Origin of the sequence: Streptomyces chryseus, from assembly GCF_014650755.1 — a bacterium.
Classification (GTDB): Bacteria; Actinomycetota; Actinomycetes; order Streptomycetales; family Streptomycetaceae; genus Streptomyces; species Streptomyces chryseus.
On sequence record NZ_BMVO01000022.1, the window covers coordinates 90,650 to 112,721 of the forward strand.

Below are 22,072 nucleotides of genomic sequence, written 5' to 3' on the forward strand. Positions count from 1 at the left end.
CTCGTTCACAGCACTGACGGCGGAGGCATTGGATGGGAAGCGACGGAAAGCTCTACCAGCACACGGGCGCGGCGCTGCTGCGGGCCGCCGCGATGCCGCTGACGGGTCTGCCGGGATGGTGGCCTGATCCGTCCGACACGGAGGCGTGCGGCAGGTGGCTGAGGCAGGTGTGGGCCGATGCGCGGTTCGCCGACGCCGTGCGGCAGGCGAGCGGCGATCTCGCCACGCGGGTCGACGCGATTTGCGCCGGGCAGCCGGCACGCTCCAAGCAGGTCCGGCGCGCCGCCATGGCCACCGTCCGCTACTTGTTGCGGGCCACCGGGCGACCGACCCCGTTCGGCCTCTTCGCGGGAGTCACGGCGGCCAGCGTGGGTTCGACGCCACACGTGAGGTGGGGCGACGCACACCGGGCCGTGGCGCGGGTGGATACCGAGTGGCTGGACGACGTCATCGGTCGCCTGGAGGCGTGCCCGATCCTGCTGGAGCGCCTGGATGTCGTCCTGAACAACCTGGCGGCGCGCCGCGGCGGGCGGCTGCATGTCCCGCACGGCGGACCGATGGGGGCCACCGTTCGGCGCACCAGTGCGGTACGCGTGATCGAGGGCCTGGCACGTCGGCCGGTCCGCTTCGCCGCCCTCTCCGAGCAGTTGGCCGCCTCCTTCCCCCGAACCGAGCCGCAGAACATCCGCACACTGCTCGGCGCGCTGGTGCGCGAGAAATTTCTGATCACCAGTTTGCGCGCGCCGATGACCGACACCGATCCGCTGTCCCACCTGATTGACCGGCTGCACGGCGCGGACGCGGGCACGGTGCCGCAGGTCGCGGAGGTTTTGCACGAGCTGGAAGCGGTTCAACGCGCCGTACACGAGCACAACCGGCACCCTGCGAGCGCGCAAGGACTGGCTCGGGAGGAACTCACGGGTCGACTGCGTCGGCTTTCCAACGCGGGTCGAAGTCCCTTGGCCGTCGACCTGCGGCTGGATGCCGAGGTACGGATCCCCGAGAGCGTCGCGCAGGAGATGGAGAGGGCTGCCGATGCTCTACTGCGGCTCACGCGCCGACCGGCGGGCCAGGGCGTGTGGAAGGAGTACCAGGTCGCGTTCTGGGAGCGGTATGGCACCGGCACGCTCGTGCCGGTGAAGGAGGTCGTCGACCCGGCGTCCGGGCTCGGCTATCCAGCCGAGTACCCCGGCAGCCGCATGACCGCACCGCCCCCGACAGTCTCCGAGCGGGACGAGCGGCTGCTGGCCCTGGCCTGGCAGGCACTGGCTGATGGCAGCAGGGAGATCGTTCTCACCGACGACCTGATCGACCGCCTGGCCGGCGAGGCGCCGACCGGGCAGGAGGCACCGCCCCACGTGGAGATGTGCGCGCGCCTGCACGCCGACAGCTTGTCCGCCCTGGAGCGCGGGGACTTCATGGTCACGGTGACACCGGCACGCGCCGCGGGCACGCTCACCTCCCGGTTCACTCCGGTCGCCACCGGCACGGGACTCGACGAGGTCTACCGCCAAGTCCCCACGGGCGTCGAGAACGCGCTGACCGCGCAGCTCTCCTTCCCGCCGCTGTACCCGCACACAGAGAACGTCGCCCGCATCCCCGCTTATCTTCCACACGTGATCCCGTTGGGCGAGCACCGCAGCCCCGACGACACCGCGCCGACGGTCATCGACGTCGACGACCTCGCGGTCACGGCCACGCACACCCGGCTGTACCTGGTCAGCATCTCCCGCCGTCGCTTGGTGGACCCGCAGGTCTTCCACGCCATGGCCCTGGACAAGCAACCCCCGCCCCTGGCCAGGTTCCTGGCGCACCTGACCCGCTCCTTCGACCCTGCCTGGACCAGCTTCGACTGGGGGCCGCACGGCGCACGGCTGCCGTTCCTGCCGCCCGTCCGCTACGGGCGCGTGATCCTCTCTCCCAGTCGCTGGAACCTGACCGCCGACGACCTTCCAAGCCGCGGCGCGGACATGCGGGAGGGGACCGACGCCCTCGGCCGGTGGCGGAAGCGGTGGCACTGCCACGGTGCCGTCGAGCTGCGGGAGGACGACCGGACACGTCGGCTCCAACTCGACGTGCCCGCACACGCCACCGTCCTGCGTGCCCACCTGGACCGGGAAGGCCATGCCGTGCTGACGGAGGCGCCGGCCGAGGAGACCTACGGCTGGATCGGCGGCCACGTCCACGAGATCGCCCTGCCGATGACCAGCACCCGCCGACCGATACCCGACCCGCTCTCCGGCTTCCTCCCCGTGCTCACCAACGGGACCCTCGGACCCGTACCGGGGGCGGTGCAGGCACCCTGGCTGAACGCCAAGATCTACAGCCACCCCGAACAGTTCGAGGAGCTGATCGGCACTCACCTCGCGCGGCTCGTGCCCCAACTCCCAGGTACACCCGAGTGGTGGTTCGTCCGCTACCGCACCCCGAACGACCTCGACCACCTCCGCTTGCGCATCCGCACCCGCAGCCCCGGACAGTACGCCGCCTGCACTGAGCTCGTCGCTGGATGGGCCACAGGGCTGCGTCGCGAGGGGCTCAGCAGCAGGCTCGTGTTCGACACGTACACCCCCGAGATCGGCCGTTACGGCCCAGGCGCCGCCCTGCGCTGTGTCGAGGCGGTATTCACGGCCGACTCGGCCTACGCCCTCGCCGCCCTGCAGGGCCCCGGAGTCGACGGCGTCGGCGGACGCGCGCTGGCCGCGGTCGGCATGGTGGACATCGTCTGCGGCTTGCTCGGCCCCGACGAGGGCATGCGGTGGCTGGCGAACCGGCCCGCGCCTCCGGCTCGCGTCGAGCGAGGCGTCAGCGACCAGGCCATCGAACTCGTTCGCCGCACTACGCCTCATGCCCGGGGCTGGGGCGAAGCGCTCGCCCAAGCGTGGCACCGTCGCGCCGTGGCCCTGGCGCTGTATCGCGAGGGCCTCGCCGAGAGCATGGACCTCGACTCCGTCCTGGAATCCTTGCTGCACATGCACCACAACCGCCTGCGTGGCCTGGACCGGGAGGACGAGAGGATCTGCCGCCGCCTTGCCCGTCAGTCCGCCGTCGCATGGGCCGCCTGGCCGGGGGAGAGCCGCTGATGAACTACGGCGCGCCGCCCACACCCACCGGGCCCGGCTGGGGCCAGTCGCTGTACTCCGGCGCGGCGGGAGTCGCCTTGCTGCACGCCGTCAGGGCCCACACCGGCGAAGACGACAGGGACGCGCTCCGGCCATGGGCCGCTGCCATGCTCAAGGGCCCTATCCAGGCCGCCCCCGAGGCATGCGGTCTGTACGAGGGCGCCCCGGCCGTCGCGTACGTCCTCAGCTTCACGCACACGAACACCTCCACTCGCGCCCTGGCGACCCTGGACACACATCTCGCCGACGTCACACGCCAACGACTCCAGCGGGCACACGCCCGCATCGATCACGGCGCGTTGCCCACCCTGGGCGAGTACGACCTCATCAGCGGACTGACCGGGCTAGGCGTTTACCACCTGCACCGCGGCCACAAGACGGAACTTCGGGAGGTCCTCGTCTACCTGGCGCGGCTGACGGAACCGATCACCATCGAAGCGCAACGTCTGCCCGGCTGGTGGACAGGAGACAGCCCCGATCTGCGACCGACGCCGCGATGGCCCGGCGGACACGGCAACTTCGGCCTCGCCCACGGCATCGCCGGACCGCTGGCGCTGCTGGCCACGGCACTGCGACACGGCCACACGGTGCCCGGACAGACGCAAGCCATCACCCGGATCTGCAACTGGCTCGACCGGTGGCGCAACGGCACCGGCTCGCACGCCTGGTGGCCGGACCTGATCACCCGGGCCGAACACCGACGCGGCGAGCTCCAGCGTCCAGGACCGAGACGCCCGTCCTGGTGCTACGGCACCCCCGGCGTCGCCCGCGCCCAGCAACTCGCCGGCATCGCCCTCGGCGACCGTGACCGGCAACGGCAAGCCGAGCAGGCCCTGGCCGGATGTCTGGCCGACGACCAGCAGCTCGCCCAGCTCACCGACGCATCCCTCTGCCACGGCTGGGCGGGGCTCATACAGACCGTCTCCCGTGCCGCCGCCGACGCCCTCGACGACGAACTCGCGTCGCATCTACGCCGCCTGAACGTCCGGCTCAACAAGCACCTGGACCACCACGGACTGCCGGACGGCGCCGGCCTGATGGACGGCACGGCAGGTATCCACTTGGTCCGTCTCACCGACCCCGTCAACACAGCGATCACCGCCCCCTGGGACCGCTGCCTGCTCCTGACAGGGTGACGCCGCGAACTGCATCCGCACACCAGGACAAATGAGAACGATCTACCGCTGCCGTACGCACAGCCGGGCACTTTCCGAAAGGACGCGATGAACACCACCACTGGCGCCTCCCCCGAGGACCTGCGCAACCGCCTGGTCGACGCCATCCTGAAAGTGGACCTTTCCGGCCTCCGCGACGGACGCGTCGAGACCGCCATGCGGACCGTACCCCGCCACGCCTTCCTCCCCGACGCGCCCATCGAGGAGGCGTACGCCAACAAGAGCGTGACGATCAAGGAGAACCCCGACAAGGACGCACTCCCGCTGAGTTGCGCCTCCCAGCCCGACGTCGTGCACTTCATGCTGGTCCAGCTCGCCGTCCGCGAAGGCGACGACGTCTTCGAGATCGGGGCCGGCACCGGCTACAACGCCGCCCTTCTCAAGCACCTCACCGGGAAGTCCGGACAGGTCACCACATGCGACATCGCCCCCGACGTGACCGCCTACGCCCGCCGGACGCTGGACGCCAACGGATACGAAGACGTTCGCGTGGTCACGAGGGACGGCGCCCTCGGCGCCCAGGAGTTCAGCCCTTACGACCGAATGATCGCCACGGTCGGCATGTGGGACCTCCCCGGTGCCTGGTGGGACCAGCTCACCGTCGGCGGACGCCTCGTGGTCCCATTGCGGTGGCGCGGGCTCTCCAGGGCCGTGGCCTTCCAACGCGAGGAGGGGCGGATGCGGTCCGACTCCGTCAAGATGTGCGGCTTCCTCCCGGTGATCGGCCAGGACGGAGAGCGGAACGATTACATCGACGACGACCGGCTCGTCAGGCTCTACTGGGACGAGGACCAGTCCATCGCCCCGGAACTCCTTCGCGACGCGCTCACCCGACCGAAGTCGGTCGTCTGGACCGATGCGACGGTCGGCCCCGTCGAGTCGTTCGACGGCGTCTGGCTACGGCTGAGCGCCACCGAGCGAGCGACCTGCCGCATCACCGCGAAGCCCGCAGCGATGGAGGCCGGTCTCCACCGCCCCGCCTCACCCGCCCTGAGCCCGGCCCTCGTCGAGGGGGACTCCATCGCGTACCTCACCCTGGAGCGGACCGCCGAAGACCCCGAGACAGAACCCCGGTTCCGGCTGGGAGCCGTCGGCTATGGCCCGGCCGGCGCCGATCTCGCCGAGCGGATCTGCGCGCAGATCCGCGCCTGGGGCCCGGCCCGGGTCGCCGAACCTGTAGTCACGGCCTACCCCGCGGACACACCGGACAGTGACCTGGCCGACGGAGCCGTGATCGACCGGCCCTCTGTGCGGCTCGTCATCAGCTACTGATCTTGACGCAGGCGGGCGTGGCCGTTGACGGGTGAGGCCGCGCCCACCGAAGCGAGAACAGAGCGATGTCGCAGAACGGTGGTCAGCCCTGCGCGAGGTTCGCCTCACAGGTGGTGCACCGTCGCACAGCCCGCCGTCTCGGATTGCCCGCGGTGGCGGTCGCCGGAGAAGCACTGCTCAACCGCTCCCAGAGCCCGGGCGGAGGATTCGGGATCCACCCCCAGCGCGGCGGCTGTACGTCGTCCTCGGTCATGTGGTCGCACCATCCCGGCCTGTGCGCGCACTGGGCCGGGGAGATCAGGATTGTGTCCTCGGGGTGAGCACGCCACTCCGTCCTCACGAACGTACTCACCGAACGCAGGGTCGCCGACGCCGACGCGGACGAGCCCGGCGGACACTCGCATCCGAGCCCGATGACGATCTTGCCGCCGCACTCGTCGCAGCGCTCCACTTCCACTGGCCTCGTACCACCCTCACGCCGTGCCGGAGTCGACCCGGTAGACGATTTTCCCATCGAACTCGGCGAACCCAAGTGACTTATAGAAGGCCCGTGCCCCCGGGTTGTCACTGTCGGTCATCCATTCCACGCGGCTGCACCCGGGGCGCCCTGCGGCGATGGCACGGAGTTCGTCCATGAGGCGGGCACCGGTGCCCTGCCGTCGGAGCGTGTTGCGGACGTACAGCTCCTTGAGGAACAGAGAGTGTGAGGAGCCAGCAGCCGGCCAGAGGAATGAGTAGGCGGCGAGTCCGACGATGTCCCCGGTCTCGTCCTCGACGAGCAGCGCGGAGGCCAGCGGCGGCGAGCCGAACAGCGCCTCTTCGACCTGGGTTCGGCGTTCCTCCAGTGGCTGGATGTCGGTGTCGGTCGCACCGTAGAACCGCTCGATCTCCTCGATCAGCTCGGCCATGGCCGGGACGTCCCGCTTCTCCGCAGGGCGGATCGTCAGGCTCATCGGCGCCTCCTGTCATTCCTCGGTAGCTTCGGTCACTGCTGCACTCGTTCGTTCCAACGCGTGATCCCCCGTGGCGGTACGGCACACGCGTCTACGGCGACGAGGCGGCCTGCGCGTAGGGGTCCCAGCCGTGCTGCCGCAGGGAGCCCTGGACGTGTCGGATGAGGTACCCCAGGTCCGCGCTGTAGACAGACGGATTCCGGTAGCCCTGGGCTTCGCTGAAGCGGTGTGGGAGGTAGCCACCGCCGCACACGTCCACAACTGGGCAGGCGCGGCACTGCTCGGCGAGCGCTTCCTTGCCGTGTTGCCGGTGCAGCAGCTTTGGATGGGACAGAGCCTCGTCGAAGGAGTGGCGGAGGACGTCGAGCCCGAGCCAGGTGGCACCCTCCTCGACCGACCGCAGGGTGTCCACTGCTTCGATGGAGCCGTCGGACTCGATCACGACGCTTGTCGGCGGGGCCAGGCCGAGCGTCTCTACCGAGCCGCGCACGCCAGAGCTGAGGGCCACGATGTCCTCCAGCATCCGGACGCTGTGCCGGTACTCGGGCCGGTCGAGCCAGGCGTCGTACACTCTGCTCATCCACAGCCCGTACTCGGGCACGCTCGGATCGGAGCGGTGCGGCGGGTCGTCGTGGGTCGCGTGCGGCAGGCCGAAGTCGATCACCGGCGGTTCGAACGCCGCCAGGTAGTCGTGGACCTCCACGGGGTCGTTGGCCAGGTCCACGACGGCGAGCAGCCCCGCGAACAGGTGTGGCCGCGACCGCAGGAGTTCGATGCCGCGCACGGCGGAGGCGGCGCTCGACCGCCCGGCGTGCGTCAGCCGGTGCCGGTCATTGGCAATCGGCGGCCCGTCGAGGCTGACGCCGACCGCAACCTCGTACCGTTCGAAGAGGTCCAGCCAGGCACCGGACAGAAGAGTCCCGTTGGTCTGGAGCTCGAAGAGGACCTGGGTCCCGGCCGGCGCGGCGTCCCGGACGGCCTCCAGCAGACCGGCCATGTGCCCGATGCCGACGAGAAGCGGCTCCCCGCCGTGCAGTACGACGTGGATGGTTCGAAGGCGGTGTGCGGAGGCGTGTTCACCGATCCGCCGTGCCGCAGCCTGGGCCACAGCGAGGTCCATTCGGGCGGGCAGGCGCCGCGCCGCCTGGTCCTTGGAGTTGAAGACGAAGCAGTAGTCGCAGTCGATGTTGCAGCGGTTGGCGACCTTGAGGATGAACGTCTGGAAAGGAGCGGGGCCTTCGGGTTCTGTCATCGAGCGGATGTGCTTACAGCGGCCAGGGCCAGATGAGCGAGGCCGCGTGGGCACCGTCACCGACCCGGCTCGTCGCGCCCTCCTCGGCCTCCAGCCGCTGCCGGACGCGGGCGGCCACGCGGTCCAGGACGGCGGTGCCGGCCACCATCGGCTCCGCGGATGCCGGGCCGACGGGCGTGATGGTGCGTGGCTCGGTGACGGACGTGGGTGACGGCATTCAACGCTCCTCGTGAGGTACGTGCCGGAGGCGGCACGGTGCGACGGGGCTGAAGCGACAGATCAGCCGGAAACGTAGCATCCTCAACCACCCTTCTGGGACAGGAAATTCGGCCACCTGGTCGGCGTCAGCCGGACCGCTACACCAGCAACCGTTCGATGTCGTCCACGGACGCGCTCAGTCCTAACCGCCGGTACACGGTCACGGCGGCTCGCAGCGAGTCCACGCCGTGACCAGGCCAGTCAATCGTCCAGTCGCAGCGGCCGATGCCCTCCAGCGCCCGCGCCTCCTCCAGCGGGCAGCGGATGTCCCGCGCGAGCATGAGCGCCTGATCGAAGTGCCGACGGGCGGCCGGCGGTTCATCGGAGGTGAACAGCAGCGTCCCCCAGTGGTTCAGTACCTCTGCCTCGCCGCACCGGTCGCCCAGGTCCCGCAGAATCTCCAAACCGCGTTGGAACGCCTCGATCGCACCGTCTCGCTCACCGACGATGCCGCGTGCCACGCCCAGCTCGCTCAGCGAGGCGGCCTCACCCCCGCGGCTGCCGAGCTCGCGGTAGGCGTCCAGGGCCTCCTCCAGAAGCCGGATCGCCTGTGTCGCATCCCCGGTCACACGCTCCACGACGCCAAGGTGGCGGACGCTGGTCGCGCGGCCGAACCGTTCACCGAGCTCGGTGAAGTGCGTCATGGCCTGGTTGTGTGCCGTCCGCGCTCCCTCGATGTCCCCGGTCAGCCGTCGGACGACGCCCAATTCGTTCAGCGCGTAAGCCTGGTGTACCCGGTCATCCAGCTCCAGGTAGGTGTCGAACGCTTCCTGGTGACGCCGCGCGGCCAGGTCGTACGCGCCCATGAGGCAGTGCGCGACACCCAGGTCCCGCAGGGAGTTCGCCTCCCCGTACCGGTCACCGAGTTCTCGGTAGATCGCCAGGGCCTCGCTCTGCGCCTCTACCGCCGCGTCGAACCGGCTCATCTGCCGGTGTGTCATGCCGAGATCCGCGAGCGCGTTCGCCTGTCCGAGCCGGTCCCCCAGCTCACGGTAGAGGGCGAGGGCCTCGGTCTGGGCGCGGGCCGCGTCCTCGTTGTCCGCGGTCAGGTACCAGACGATGCCGAGCTGGTTGAGTGCGTCCGCCTTGCCGCGCCGGTCGGCGACCGCTTCGTACACCATGACGGCGTCGTTCAGGGCCTCGATCGCCTGTGGGTAGGCGGCCATGAAGCGGCGTACGACACCCAGCTCGGCGAGAGCATCGCCCCGCGCCCGCTGGTCGCCGGTATGACGGGCGGCTTCGGCGGCGGTCCGGTGGAGTCCGACGGCCTGGTCCCAAGGGCCGGCCTGGCGCAGGAAGGGCGCCATGGCCGCGGCGAGCCGGACCACGAGGTCGTACAGGTCGAGGCCGTTCGCTCGCCGGACACAGGCCAGGACGTTGGCCCGCTCTGTCTCCAGCCAGCTCAGGGCATCCGCCCGCGACTCCAAGGCCGGGGTCTCCACCCGCGAGGTGTCGTCCGGCGCCGGTGGCACCGCGGCTCCGCTGCGCACGATGTGCCCGTTAGCGACGGCGAGAGCGGCCAGGTAGTAGGTGCACACACGCCGGACGGCCTGTACGTGGTCCATGCCCTCTCCCTCGGCGGCGAGACCGCGAGCGTAGTCGCGCAAGAGATCGTGCAGCCGGTAGCGACTCCCTGGTTGCTCATCGATCAGGTGGTCGTCGTAGAGCGCCTCAAGATGCCGACGGGCCACCACGACCGAGACCTCACCAAGAGCCGCACCGACGTGCGGGTCGAGATCGGTGCCCGGGAAGAAGCCGAGGTGTCGGAAGAAGCGCTGCCTCTCCGGCGCGAGATCCCGGTAGGAGAGATCGAACGTCGCGGCGACGGCTCGTTCTCCGGCGTGCAGCTCCCCCAACCGGTCCCGCGCCGCCACCAGCCGCCCGCGCAGGTCCTCGGCGGTCCAGGACGGATGGTGCCGTAGCCGTGCCGCGAGAAGCGATACCCCCAGCGGCAGACACCCGCACAGCCGCACGAGCTCCTCCACCACATCCCGGCCGAGAGCGTCGGCCGGCCGACCACTGAGCCGCACGAAGAGCTCGACAGCGTGATCCGGCGGCAGCGCGTCCACCGACATGACCACCTCCTCGTTCGCCACCAGTCGCTTGCGGCTGGTCACCAACACCAGGCACCCGCTCCCACCGGGGAGCAGCGGCTCCAGTTGCCGGTAGCTGGCCGCGTTGTCGAGAATCAGCAGTGCCTTCTTGTCCGCCAGCCTGCTCCGCCACATGGCGGCCCGAGCCTCCGTGACGGCTCCGACGTCGTCACCGACGGGAATCTGCTGCGTCGGCACGCCGGCAGCCGCGAGAAGCGAGGCGAGCGCCTCGCCGGCCTGTACCGGAGTACGCCCCGGCGTGTGCCCGTTGAGGTTCACGAAGAGCTGTCCGTCGGGGAACCGCTCCGAGAGCAGGTGGCCGGCGTGCACGGCGAAGGTGGTCTTCCCGACGCCGGGCATGCCGTCGATCACGTGAACGGGCAGCCCCTCGCCACGCTCCTGTGAAGCCCGAACCGAGCCCACCAGCCGCTCCAGCTCCGCGGCCCGGTCGGTGAACGCGGCGGTGTCGCGCGGCAACGAACGCAGCACCTGGGCGGCCCCCGGTGGCCCCGCTCCATCCTCCGGTCGTCCCGGAGGGGTGGGCGGCCGCGTCTCGGAGAGCCCGGCGAGCAGGGCCGTCAGCCCCGCCATCGCCGCCCCCAACGCGACGAACGAGAACCAGGCGTGCTCCTGTAACCACCCCAGCCAGCCGGGCCACCGCGACTCATCGGACACGGCGTTCGTGACGAGCCCGACCAGCATGGTGGTCACAGCGCCGCCTCCGGCGACGACGGCGATCGCGATCCCGCGCCGGAGTCTCATACGGAGGCCCCGGCAGCCGAGGGAACGGCCGATTCCTGCCTGGTGCCGCTGATGAGACACCACGCACTGCCAACCGACCTGGTCACGAAGGCAACCCCCGAGTAGAACGCCCCAACTTCCCTAACGGAACAATCCTCGTAGACCTTGGTCAAGGGCGCGTCTGAGCCACGGCGTGCACCAGCTTCCGCAAGGCGCGGTGACCGCTTCCCTACCGGCCCCAGCCACGAACTGGTCAATCGGCTCGGGGCCTACTCGGCATCGCAGGTCGTGGCCTCGGGTTCAGCCGGTTCGGTAGACCTCGTGCCAGCACTCTCGCTCTTCTTGCCCGCCTCGATGGGGGCGTAGCGTCGCCGTTGCAGCTCATCGCGTTCAACGTCCGGGATCGTCATCGACTCGGCAAGCACGGCGGCGAGCGCGCCCACTTGAGTGTTGTCCATGTCAGCGTGAAAGAGCCACCGGATGTTCTCGTCGCGCGTGATGAGGTCGATCGCCAAGCGCGCGCTTTTGTCCTGTGTGGTCGTTGCTCGGACGTATCGCACTTGGTCAGTAGGGATGTCTTGCCGGATCTCGGCTTGCTCAAGGAATGCGTTCGTCTTGGCCGTCATGATGCGGCGATCCGTGACGGCGACCAGTGTCTTTGCCGCAGCCTTGTCCCTTGCTACCGCCAACCTCTCCTTCGCTCCGCCGACGATCGCAGAAATGGGGCCGAGGGCATCGACCTGGTCGGGGAAGCCGAGGACACGTAGGGTCTCACCGTCCTCGAGGAGCCATCGCAGGATACGAAGGTACGGCTCGGGATCCAGCGATTCGGGTGCGCAGACGACGCCCGGAGCCTCAAGCGGAGGGGCCAGCGGACGGAGAGCGTCGGCAAGAGGCTCGATCGTTTCCAGAAGACGGGCGGAGGTTTCGCGGGCTGCCTTCACGTCCTTCCGCTTCCCCGGTAGCGGCCATGTGTCGGGGCCGGGGAGTTCGGCGGTGATCCGCAGCTCCCGCGTCAGCGCGTCGACGAGGCTCGTCGACTCGGCGAGAGCGGAGTCGAACTCCGCGCGGGTGTCGCGCGCGATGACCTCGGCGTACTGCGCCTCGGCGGCGTCTTCGCGTCCAGCGGCTCTCGCCCTTGCGGCGCGGAGCGCGTGATACCCGGTCCATGCCTTGAGGGAGGACAGGAGGGCGTAGGCGTCGAAGGCGATCGCCTCGGCGTTCGTCTGCAGATATTCACGGTGGCTGCGTGCGTCGGCCCGACCGATCTGCCTGACGTGGTCGCGAGCGTTCCCCTGGTAGAGCTCAAGCTGCTTCTGCAGCAGCGCTCCACTGCCCGCGACGTCCTCCCACAAGGACGTCGGGACCGATTCGATCTCTCGCGCCTGGTCGACCGCGCGATCGATGGCGGCGACGAGCCCCGTCAGTTCAGCCCACTGATCCTTGCGGATGGCGGTGAGGACCTGACTTGTCACCGCGAGGTTGGTCCTGACGAGGCCCGAGACCTCACTCAACATCATCTGAAGGCCGACCATGGCCAGCGCAGGCCCGATCGAGGCTGCGGTCTGCGCCTTGCCCACCGCATTCACGGAGTAGAAGCGGGCCTGACGCAGGAAGCGGCCAGGAACCATCACCGCTCCGAGGTTCCCGCCGTCCTTGACGGCGAGCGTCGCGCCGCTGTTCAGCAGGGCCTGTGTCGTGGCGTCGATCCTGTAGAGCCCCTGCACGCCGGCGAACGCGTTTCCGAGATTGCCGACCACGGTCGCCGCGTTCCCGATCGAGGCGAGGATCGCTGAGATCTGCTTGCGGTCGGCAGCCGGCACGATCCCGAAGTCGATCAGATCGGGCTTCAGCTCCGGCGGGACCTCACCGGCGACGACAGCCACCCCTGGGAGCACCTCCACCAGGACCGTCGACACCGTCGTCGAGTCGATGTCCGAGTTGGACGTCGGATCGTCCACAACAGGTGAATCGGCGGTATTGCTCCGGCCGTTCTCCTCAGGCTCGGCGATCTCCTTCGAGTCCGAAGGGTCCTGCATGCGATCTCCTCCCCCGCGGGCGCGCGCAACGGCCGGACCTCGTCGGCGTTGACTGCCGAAGTCTACGGCTCAACGCCCTGCGGTTCAGCCCGAATCCGACGGGTTGATTCCGGACTGGATGGTGCCAGGCATGGTGCACCCGACGGCGCAAGACCGCTCCCGGCGGCGCTTGTCGGTCCCTCCAAGCAGGGCTACCAGCGGCCGAAATTTCTTCACTCGCTCGTTTCGCGGCAGATTGATGATCTTTGTCAGCTGCGCGGGCAACTGCCCGGGTGTGATCAGGACCGCCGAAGTATGCGTCGGCCGGATGCCGGCCCGCACGCCCTCGGGGCCGTCCTTCACCGTCGCGCGGGCCTGGATGCAAAACCCGCTCAGGTCCCGCAGGACCTCGAACTGCTCGTCAGCGGCAAGGCCCTCGAACCACTCGCCCCCGTACGAGCGGACGCAGTCCCTGCGCAAGCTTGGCGATCACATGCCGGAGTCGCGATGGGTGCGGCCCGCTTCTCTGGGTGAGCATGTCCCGGATCTTTGAGCATGCCGAGAACCACCTCACCCGCGTGATCATCGTGCTGATCGCCGTCCACGCGATGACGCCGACCACAGTCCGGCAGCTTCAACTGGCTCAGGTCGACATGGCCAACGCCCGTATCGACATGCGCAGTGCCACCCGCAGATACCTCTTCATGGACGAGCTGACCCACCGCGTGCTCAGCGACTGGCTGCGAGAGCGGCACGAACGGTGGCCACAGACCCAGAACCCCCACCTTCTGCTCCAGCCAACGGACCGCGGCCGACTACCGCAAACCGCCGATCACCGAAGCCCACCTGCACCGCCTTCTGCGGTAGTTGGGTGGCGCACACGCCACCCAACTACGCGTCGACCGCATCCTGGACGAAGCCCACGAGAGCGGCGACCCCGTGCAGATCATGAAGCTGTTCGGGCTGTCCTCCACGACCGCGATGAACTACGTGACCACGACGCACCCTGCGGAAGGGGCGAACGTCAGAAGGTAGGCGAGATGCAAGTGTCTCTCCCCTCCTACCAGTTGTGTCCACGGGCCAGCGCAATCGCCGTGTGAAGCCTGACCCCTTGCTTTCTCCGTTTCTGCATCAGGATGTCAGGGCTGGTCACTAGAGTGACTGCGTACTCCTTGTGGAGCCGCCCTCACTTGAAGTGGCGGTGGACCCCGAACATGGAAGGCCGCGATGCGGCCAAGAAGCCCATGGGCGGTGGGCCAGGGCAGCAGGAAGGGCAGCATGACTCCCCCTCCTGACTGACCAACCAGCACTGCAAGCGGGGTGGTGAAACCACGGGAGGCGGATGCGACGGCCAAGGGCCGCCGTACCGTCCGTCCTACCTCGAAGGAGAGCCACCGACGTGGCCGACGCACTGTTTGACCATGAAGACCCCGAGGACATCGACGACGCCGATCCAACGCTGATCGCCGTGCACGGATGGAATGTCGCCGAGCCCAAGAAGGCCAAGACCCGGGTCACCAAGCTCAGAAAACTGATCGACGTCGGCGCCGTCCACCTCCATCCCGACCATCTGGACTGGACCCGGTTCATCCTGAACTGGGCGGAAGTGGACCGAACGCTTCCCACCTACAGCCCCAAGACCGGCCGCTATCGCGACCGGGTCCGGCCCATGCGGCTCGGTGAGTATCGCGTGTACTGCCTCGACCTGCTGATGCCGACGGTGACCACCGTTCAGCAGCTCATGAACTACCGCACCCGGCAGGGGCGTTCGCTGCGCGACGTTCCCGATACCTTCCGACCCGTGTCACGGAGTCACCCCCTCCTGGACGCGCACGGCGTTCCCGTGGTGGGCGTCACGCACACCTACGTGACGGCGGAAGGGCTCTTCAACGAGCTCCGTACGGCTTCGCAGAAGGTACGGGAATCGCGGCAGCGTGAGCGCGGCTGGGAGCCACTTCACGATGCCGTACTCAGCGATGGGGTGGAGGATGGCGGCTTGTGGCTGCAGACAGTCTTCGCCCCTTTGGGCGACGACGGCGAGCCGGACTGGGCACGGGCCGTCAGCGCCCTGGCGCCAGCGGACGCGGCCAGTCGCAAGGCCGTATGCGACAGCCGGGTCGACCCGGACGGCAAGCTGGCCGCTCTGCCTCTGCTGAAGCCCCGGCGCTCGGACGTCTTTGACGGAACAGAGAAAGACCCCTCCGCAGTGGTCGGCGTCACGGAGGCGGTGAGCGTCCAACTGGGCAGGGTCAAGACAGCTGTTTCCGGTATCGACTTCCTCGATGATCTACCGGATGAAGCACGCGAGCTGCTGCACGCCACGGTCATGCCGGTGCGGCTTGCCTACCGGGTTACCGACTCGCGCGGACGTGACATCCGGCTGGACGGACCCGCGCTCTTCCGGAGCATCCAGAAGCACTTCCACGGGCCTGAACACTTGGGACACCCGCCCGCGGAAGCAGAGAGGCTCGTGGCCGACGACACGTACGCAGCACTTCGGCAGGCAATCGAAGAGGGCAAGTTCGAGACACCGACTGCCGTGTCCGGACCTGCCGCATTGACGTGGTCCGTCCCCCTGCTGGACGCGGTGTGTAGCGGTGAGCCGCTGGATGCGCTCGCGGAACTCGGCCTACCGACGACCTGGCAGGGCCGTGTTGCCGCCGCCGTGATGCTTGTCTTCGGCGACGGACCAGAGAGAGCGATCATCGGGCGGGTCCTCAAGTCGAGGCCGCAGGGCGGACTGTACAACGACCGCCTGGACGAGCGTCGCCTTTCGCTCCTACGCGAGTGGACCTTCGGGGAGACCCCTGTCAACCGCCGGGCATTCGAGCAGATCGAGGCCAAGGCGGTCTTCGAGGACCCGCTGCGCTCCTGGAACGGAAACACGGACGAGCTCGTGGAACTCGTGCGCGCTGGGCAGGCCACCCCCACCGAGACAGCGCTGTTCGAGGTGCTGGCCACCACAGCGGCCGGCCGCAATGGCATGCAGATCGTCGACATCGGATCTGCCCAGCAGGCACGCGGTTTCGCCAGCGTCAAGGCATACCAGGCTCTCCGCGGACGGCTGGTACGCACAGCGCCGGGCGCTGACGCGACCCTTGAGTTCGTTCAGTGCGGACCGGCCTATATGCGGGCGCTCCTTAAAGATCAGCTTCTACTGAAAGACCCTCAGCCCAGAAGCATCGGCGGCCTCACCCCAGAGGCGCCCACGGACGCCGACTGGAAAATCTGGTCGGCCAACAAGATCGGCGCCCTGAACGAGGACGGCGCTCCCGCTACATCCCGCTCGGTACGCGCAGCGATGACCGGCGACAGCGAGCTGATCCAGGACCCAGACGGCACCGTGCGCTATCACATGATCGACGTGCCGCAGCTCGTGCCCGACAACTTCCTTGACCAGTTCTCCACCCAGGCATTGACCCGCCGGGCCAAGGACCGCCAAGCCTCGGCCGAGAACAGGCAGCAGGAAAGGCCGCTCACGGCTGACGAACGGGTGGGCGAGGCACTCGACGCGGCGGTGAAACTGCTCCCCGCACTAGGCAGCGAGGTCGGGAAGCTCGAAGGTCTACAGGCGGGAGGCCACCTCTTCGACGTCCCCCAGCGAAGCCGACTCACCGAACTCGCTCTCGATGTCCGGGGAGCCGGCCAGCACGACCAGAAGGCCATCGCCGGCCGCATCGACACCATCGTGCGCAATGCCCGGGACCAAGAAAGCCAGCTCGTACAAGTGCAGGAGATGATCGAAGACGGGAACCATGCAGCGGCAGCCGACCATGACGATGGTGAAGACGGCGAGAACCCAGACGAACTGCTCCTGGCCAGCAAGGATGCCGGATGAGCCGCATAGTGCTGACTCCTGCCCTATGGCAGGCGATGAGCGACCGCGCTGGCAAGTGGCGACTGCAGCATGATCCCGTAGCGCATCCGATCTCTGCGCTGCGTCACATCAGCGCCTCACGCTGTGTCTACGTTCCGCTGATCGCTACTCAGCGACCGGCGGGTACCTTCGCCATCGATTACATCGGATCGGCCGCACGCGATCATCCGCGCTCGGTGTGGCGGCGCATCGCAGGTGAGCATCAACTTGTTCATCTCGACCGCAAGAGGGACTGGGATCGCGTCGTGGTCCTGCCTTTGAAGCCGGACACACCGTTGCCTGTGGTCCGGATCATTGAAGCGGCCGTTGCCGATCTTTGCGGGCGGCCACCGCGCTGCTCCCGACTCCCGCACCTGCCCACAGACTGGCGTGCTCGCGTAGGCATGTAGCAAGCGAGCAACGGAACCCCGTTCGCCCTCCAGTCAGGTGCGTGTCCTGGGGCGCCTCGGACGCGTTTCGGTGGGTTAGCCGGCGTCGGCTAACCCACCGAAACGCTAGGAACATCGGCCTGCCCACGGTCACCTACGCGGTAGGCGGCACTTGGAGGGGCAGAGACGATCCGGCGATCGCGGCAAGAGCATTGAGCAGCGGCATGAGCTGTACGACGGTCAGCGGGATGGTCCGGCCAGGAGGAGCGCGACCACGCTCCCGGCCTCGGTGATCCGGCCGGCTCGCACAGCTTCGACGGCGTCGCCCAGCTTCCACCGCTGCACCGTCATGCCGATCTCGGTCTCGTCGCGATGTGTACGGCCCGGCCGAAGGCCCGTGGCCAGGAAAAGATGGGTCCGTGCACCCGTGGTCGCCGGAAGCGGATCGATGACGCCGAGCAGACGTGTCTCGTCCGCAACCAGGCCGGTCTCCTCTTCCAGTTCCCGGACGGCTGCTGCCTGTGGCTCCTGCCCCCCGATGCCGCCCCCGGGGAGGTGCAGGATACGACGTTCTTGGAGGTAGAAGTCCTCCTCGACCAGCACGACATGGCCGTCGTCATCTAGGGCGATCACACGCACGCCGTCCTCGACAACGACGTGCTCGTACTTGCCAGCTACGCCGTCCGGCCTGATCACTGAGTCGCGGTTCAGCGTGATGGAGGGGCCTCGGTGAAGAACCTAGGTTGCCGTCCGTGTCCACCCCGTCATCGTGCCCCTTTCTGAACCAGCGCCGTGCTGGTCGTGGAGATCCACGCTATGCTCGGATGGGCGAACTCAGATGCCCGTACGCTGAAGCCGTGCCGATGACATGTGAGTTCCGACGCCAACCGGTCTCGGATTCTCGGAACCCACGCGCTTCTACGGTCACGACTCAGAATGTCCCCGCACCCCGGCTGGGGGACGAGCGGTAGAGCCTGCTGCTCACGATGGCCTCGTGCTGGCCCCCGGTCTTGATGGACTCGGCCAGGTCGTGCAGCTCGTCGGCGCTGAGTATCGGGAGCATGTCGGCGGTGGGGTGGGTCTGGATGATGTGCTCCTTGTCGGGTGGGGTGCCGGTGGCGCGCCGCAGATGTCCTGCGGCGTCGTGAGGCCGGGGGCAGGGCTGTTGTCGTTGATCGGTTGTCATCGTGACTTCGGTGGTTCTCGGTAGCGGGTGCGAGGCGTGCGCGGCCGCTGCGTGAGAGGGCTGGTGCTCACTGCGGCCGGTGAGTGCGGGATGGCGGTGGCGCGGATGTGGGGGCTACGGGCTTGTGCGGCTCGTGCACCTGGGCCGGGTGCGTGCCGGTCGCCGAGGCGTTGGATGCGCCAGACGAGGACTTCGGATGCTGACTTGGCGTCGTCCAAGGGGCGGTGCTGGGCTGCCTGCTGGAGGACGGTGGTCGGGTTGTGGCCAGCGGCTTCGGCGGCGGCGAGGGTGGCGGTGAGGGCAGGCCAGGCGTTTTCGGTGAGGATCTGTTCGGCGTGGCGGGGCAGGACCTCGTGCAGGGTGAGGGCGTACCGGTGCACCGTGTTGTCGGAGGGACTGTGCCTGGCGAGTGCGGCGAGGCTGGCGGGGGCTATCTGGGCGTAGGCGGCTTGCAGGTGCGTGAGCGTCTGACGGGCGGCGGCCACCTGCCGGTCGTGGTGGTGCAGTGCGCTGCGGCGCTGGACCGCGAGGACGACGAGGATGGCGGCGTCCAAGAGCATGGCGAGCCCGGTGAGGTCCGCGGGCTGGTAGCGCATGGCCTTCAGTGCGCCCCGCAGGGCGCGGGCGTGCTGGTGGTCGGCGCGGGCGCGGGTGTGGGCGGCGTTTTCGAAGGCCATAGCCGCACGGTGGAGTTCGGCCTGGAGGCTGGCAGGGGCATGGGCGGGTAGCGCGTAGAGGACTTCGCCGAAGACTGTCAGGTGGGCCTGGACGGCGCCGTCGTCGGTGTGGGCGAGGTGGTGGGGGATGCGTTCGGCGGCAGCGGTGGCCACGTGCCACGGGCTGGGGCGATGCTGGCGAGCTGATGAGGCTGCGGTGGGCTGTGCCTCGGCGGCGGCAAGGCGCTGTCGGATCTGGGGGAGGGACAGGTCGGTGGCGAGGCTGGAGCCGGAGAACCAGATGGGCGTGCCGGCGTCGGGCAGGGCGACCTTGTAGCCCTGAAGGTCACCTGAGGGCAGTGTGCGGGTCTCGACCTGAAGGCCGGCATCGGCGAGCAGGTTGAAGAACTCATCCAGATCCTTCGCGTGGGACAGCGCGGTACGCACGGTGTGCCGCAGCCGCTCACGCGCGGTCTTGTCGTGGCCCTGCCGCTTGGCTTTCTCCTCCTCGGCCCGGGTGGAGCGCTTCACCGCCGAGGTGCCAGCAGCAGCTTCGGGACCATGTGCAACCCGGGTGAGGACGAAGTCTTCCTCGACGGCTCTGAGTTCGTTCATGGCGCGGTGGTAGTCGTTCCAGTTCCGCGGCGGGCGCAGATCACCGCGCACCTTGGTGGCGACGATGTGGACGTGGTCCTCCGCGTGACGCACGGCAACCCACCGGCAGCCGTCCGGATCGCCATCGGGTGCGATGCCGGTCGCGTGCAGCACGCGCCGGGCGATGGTGGCCCACTCGGCGTCGGTGAGGATGCGGTCCTCGGGCGAGGCGCGGATCGAGCAGTGCCACACGTGTCCCTCAGGTGCCTTGTCGCCGGCTTGTTTGACCCGCAGATCCAGGGCCTGGGTGAGCTGGCCGAGCCTTTGCTTGTGGCCAGGGCTGTCCCAGGGGCCGGGGTCGGGGATGAAGTCGTCCCAGGAGGCGATGATGTGCTGGTCGGTGTGTTCGTTGGCGCGGCCTTTGTCGAAGAGGTAGGCCAGCACGCCGTACGTGTGGTTGCCCGGTTTAACGATGTTCGCGATCACCTCAGACCGCCCACTTCTGCCCGGCTGCCCGGAAGGCGGCGTCGTCGATCGCCCGGACCGTGTCGTGGGCGGTGGTGAGCAGGCGGTCCGCCCGGTGGAGGACCGCGGCGTCCACAAGGTGTGGATCGCCGTCCGCATTGAGGCGGCGGGCGATCTGGTTGACGTTGTTGCCGATCCGGGCGATCTGCGCCCGCATAGCGGCGAGCTCGTCTACCGCATCGTCGTAGACCGTGCGCTCGGCAGCGACGGTGATCTCACCGCGGACGCGGGCCATGGTGGCGTCGGCAATGTACCGGGCCATGGTCACGTGAGCGGTCTTCGCCGACGACTGGATGTCGTGCTTCTCGTGCGGCGCGAAGCGCGCGGTGACGTGCTCGGAGCGCTGCGCATCGAGGTTCGCGCGGCGGTACGGCGCACGCTGCGTGGCCCCAACGGAGGGATCGCGCGGCTGCTCGCCGGCGCTCACTCGCTCCTGTTCCGGCACGCCCTCGTGCCGGAGCTGCTCCTCCGCCACCCCCGGGGCGGAGGGGTCCGCGAGGGACCGGCCTATGGACGGTCCATCGCCATTGCTTGCTGCGCTGTCGAGGCCGGTGATCATCTCCTCCTGGGGAGTGGGGAGTTCGTTGTGCGAGTCGTGCATTGAGTGGTTTTCCTTGGGCGTTGAGGGTGGTCTCAGTGCGCGTGGCCGACGGGCGCCGTCGGCAGCTCGGCCTTGACGGTGCGGACCACCTCGCCGGCGGTGTCGCTGGCCACGCTGTAGCCGTCCTTGCGCACGGCTTCCTCCAGCAAGTCACGGGAGAGACGTCCGTGCTCGCGGTAGAGGTCACGGGCGTACTTGTGGAGGAGGTCCCGTGTCGCGCGGGGTTTGGAGGCCGGGCGCTTCGACTCCGCCCGCCAGGCTGGGCTTTGGCCGCTGCCCGGCAGTTCATCGCCCGCTTCTCGTTCCGGGCCGACGGTGGTGTGGACGGGCTGTCGCGGGCGGTTTTCGGGCTGGGGACGGGCTGCCCGGTCGGCGGCGTCATCGCCCGCGACCTTGGAGGGCGGGCGGCCCGAAATTCCTGCCCGCTCTCTTGCCGTGGCCCGCGGGCGGGCCGTCGCGGAGCCGCCCCTCGTACGCGCGGCGGGTTCGGGCCACCGCGCGGGCAATGGCTTGGAGGCCAGGGCAGAGACCTGTTGGCGGGTGGCGAGCTTGCGCAGCAGCAGCTCGTCCTGGCGTTCATCGCGGTCGACATCGGCCTGCTCCAGCGCCTGGTGCAGGCGACGAGTGAGGCGCCGGCCTCGCCACTTGGTGCGCTTGTCGGGCGGAATGATCTCTACCCGGAGGATCAGGGTGACGGCCCGGTCGAGGGCGCGGTCGCGGATGATCCGGGCGGCATCCGCGTCCCGGTCGGTAATCCCCAAACGAGCCAGCAGCCGTTCGCGTGCCTGTCGGGTGAGGACGGCGGTCAGGCTGCGGGAGTCGGCGTGCGGGCTGCGGTGGCGCAGTTCGATGCCCATGGCCAGGTGCCAGAGCACGGCCGCCAGGACCGGGCCGACGACGGCCCGCACAGTCCCGCCGACCAGGCCGGACTCGGCGTAGGCAGGCACGATCTGCACGCCGGTGATTACCCAGGTAAGAGTGCCGGGCGCGCCAGGCGCCTGCTTCGGGCCGTTGAGGTTCTGCCGGGCCATGAGCGCGGTGGCGAACAGAGCGAGTTCGGCGGCGGCGAACATCGCAGCGCGCTCGATGGTGCTGCCCATGTCGAGGTAGTCGGCGGCGAAGCGCCAGCTGGTGTCCGCGCTGTAGGCGGTGCAGCCGATCGCGGCGACGGCGGCGACCGGGATCGCGGCGGTTCTACGGCGCTGTCCAGCGTTCGGCTTCCGTAGGTACCGCTGCAGGGACCATGCGGCGGACAGTGCGACGACGAACATGGCCGCGATGGCCGCAGGCGCAGGGAGCCAGTGCGGCAAGGCGGGCATGCCGATGTCGTTGGCGTTGATGAGTGTGGTGGTGCCAGGAGTCATGCAGAGGCTCTCCAAGG

The 22,072-nt window shown here is 68.9% G+C and carries 17 protein-coding genes; 6 read left to right on the plus strand and 11 right to left on the minus strand.

Going from position 1 to position 22,072, the window contains the following annotated elements:
* Positions 1–32 precede the first annotated feature (32 nt).
* The 3 genes from IE185_RS26035 to fxlM all read left to right on the plus strand — a co-directional run bounded on the left by IE185_RS26035 (position 33) and on the right by fxlM (position 5,569).
* Positions 33–3,083, plus strand: a complete 3,051-nt coding sequence (locus IE185_RS26035) for a lantibiotic dehydratase (RefSeq protein ID WP_138893892.1) — start codon at positions 33–35, stop codon at positions 3,081–3,083.
* Positions 3,083–4,258: a lanthionine synthetase C family protein gene (locus tag IE185_RS26040; protein ID WP_229843698.1), complete on the plus strand. Its 1,176-nt coding sequence runs from the start codon at positions 3,083–3,085 to the stop codon at positions 4,256–4,258. The genes IE185_RS26035 and IE185_RS26040 overlap by 1 nt, the downstream gene beginning before the upstream one ends.
* An 87-nt stretch (positions 4,259–4,345) precedes the next feature.
* Positions 4,346–5,569, plus strand: coding sequence for a methyltransferase, FxLD system (gene fxlM, locus IE185_RS26045; protein ID WP_138893894.1), 1,224 nt, complete (start codon positions 4,346–4,348; stop codon positions 5,567–5,569).
* Between the two features lie 473 nt (positions 5,570–6,042).
* Here fxlM and haaN read toward each other — a convergent pair whose 3' ends face one another.
* The 6 genes from haaN to IE185_RS26075 form a co-directional block, all read right to left on the minus strand.
* The gene (haaN, locus tag IE185_RS26050; protein WP_138893895.1) at positions 6,043–6,522 is read right to left on the minus strand and encodes a cyclophane-containing RiPP N-acetyltransferase HaaN; all 480 of its coding nucleotides are present in this window, start codon (positions 6,520–6,522) and stop codon (positions 6,043–6,045) included.
* Positions 6,523–6,613: 91 nt separating this feature from the next.
* On the minus strand, positions 6,614–7,774 hold the full coding sequence (locus tag IE185_RS26055; RefSeq protein ID WP_138893896.1) for an FxsB family cyclophane-forming radical SAM/SPASM peptide maturase: 1,161 nt from the start codon (positions 7,772–7,774) through the stop codon (positions 6,614–6,616).
* Positions 7,775–7,787: 13 nt separating this feature from the next.
* Positions 7,788–7,991, minus strand: a complete 204-nt coding sequence (gene haaA / locus IE185_RS26060) for a HaaA family cyclophane-containing RiPP peptide (RefSeq protein WP_134040030.1) — start codon at positions 7,989–7,991, stop codon at positions 7,788–7,790.
* A gap of 139 nt (positions 7,992–8,130) precedes the next feature.
* Positions 8,131–10,887: a cyclophane-containing RiPP biosynthesis TPR protein HaaT gene (haaT, locus tag IE185_RS26065; protein ID WP_189716105.1), complete on the minus strand. Its 2,757-nt coding sequence runs from the start codon at positions 10,885–10,887 to the stop codon at positions 8,131–8,133.
* 248 nt (positions 10,888–11,135) lie between these two features.
* Complete coding sequence (locus IE185_RS26070; RefSeq protein WP_138893897.1) at positions 11,136–12,905, minus strand: hypothetical protein; 1,770 nt, start codon at positions 12,903–12,905, stop codon at positions 11,136–11,138.
* Between the two features lie 84 nt (positions 12,906–12,989).
* Positions 12,990–13,364 carry a DUF5958 family protein gene (locus IE185_RS26075; protein WP_189716106.1) on the minus strand — a complete coding sequence of 125 codons (375 nt, stop codon included), beginning with the start codon at positions 13,362–13,364 and terminating at the stop codon, positions 12,990–12,992.
* 387 nt (positions 13,365–13,751) lie between these two features.
* Here IE185_RS26075 and IE185_RS26080 point away from each other — a divergent pair, with 387 nt between their 5' ends.
* From IE185_RS26080 to IE185_RS26090, 3 genes are all read left to right on the plus strand, one after another.
* A complete protein-coding gene (locus tag IE185_RS26080) occupies positions 13,752–13,919 on the plus strand; it encodes a hypothetical protein (RefSeq protein ID WP_170198240.1) in 168 nt (55 codons plus the stop codon).
* A 364-nt stretch (positions 13,920–14,283) separates the two neighbouring features.
* Entirely contained in the window at positions 14,284–16,722 is a 2,439-nt protein-coding gene (locus tag IE185_RS26085) for a hypothetical protein (RefSeq protein WP_138893898.1), read from the plus strand.
* Positions 16,719–17,150: a hypothetical protein gene (locus tag IE185_RS26090; RefSeq protein WP_138893899.1), complete on the plus strand. Its 432-nt coding sequence runs from the start codon at positions 16,719–16,721 to the stop codon at positions 17,148–17,150. Before IE185_RS26085 ends, IE185_RS26090 begins: the two co-directional genes overlap by 4 nt.
* A 219-nt stretch (positions 17,151–17,369) precedes the next feature.
* Here the strand turns inward: IE185_RS26090 and IE185_RS26095 are convergent, their stop codons facing one another.
* The 5 genes from IE185_RS26095 to IE185_RS26115 form a co-directional block, all read right to left on the minus strand.
* The gene (locus tag IE185_RS26095; RefSeq protein ID WP_170198241.1) at positions 17,370–17,825 is read right to left on the minus strand and encodes an NUDIX domain-containing protein; all 456 of its coding nucleotides are present in this window, start codon (positions 17,823–17,825) and stop codon (positions 17,370–17,372) included.
* A gap of 235 nt (positions 17,826–18,060) precedes the next feature.
* Positions 18,061–18,315, minus strand: a complete 255-nt coding sequence (locus IE185_RS26100) for a hypothetical protein (protein WP_138893901.1) — start codon at positions 18,313–18,315, stop codon at positions 18,061–18,063.
* Positions 18,312–20,051 (minus strand): relaxase/mobilization nuclease domain-containing protein, encoded by a 1,740-nt coding sequence (locus IE185_RS26105; RefSeq protein ID WP_138893902.1) that lies wholly within the window; start codon positions 20,049–20,051, stop codon positions 18,312–18,314. The genes IE185_RS26100 and IE185_RS26105 overlap by 4 nt, the downstream gene beginning before the upstream one ends.
* A 1-nt stretch (position 20,052) precedes the next feature.
* Complete coding sequence (locus IE185_RS26110) at positions 20,053–20,691, minus strand: MobC family plasmid mobilization relaxosome protein (protein ID WP_138893903.1); 639 nt, start codon at positions 20,689–20,691, stop codon at positions 20,053–20,055.
* 32 nt (positions 20,692–20,723) lie between these two features.
* A complete protein-coding gene (locus IE185_RS26115; protein WP_189716107.1) occupies positions 20,724–22,055 on the minus strand; it encodes a hypothetical protein in 1,332 nt (443 codons plus the stop codon).
* Between the last annotated feature and the right edge of the window lie 17 nt (positions 22,056–22,072).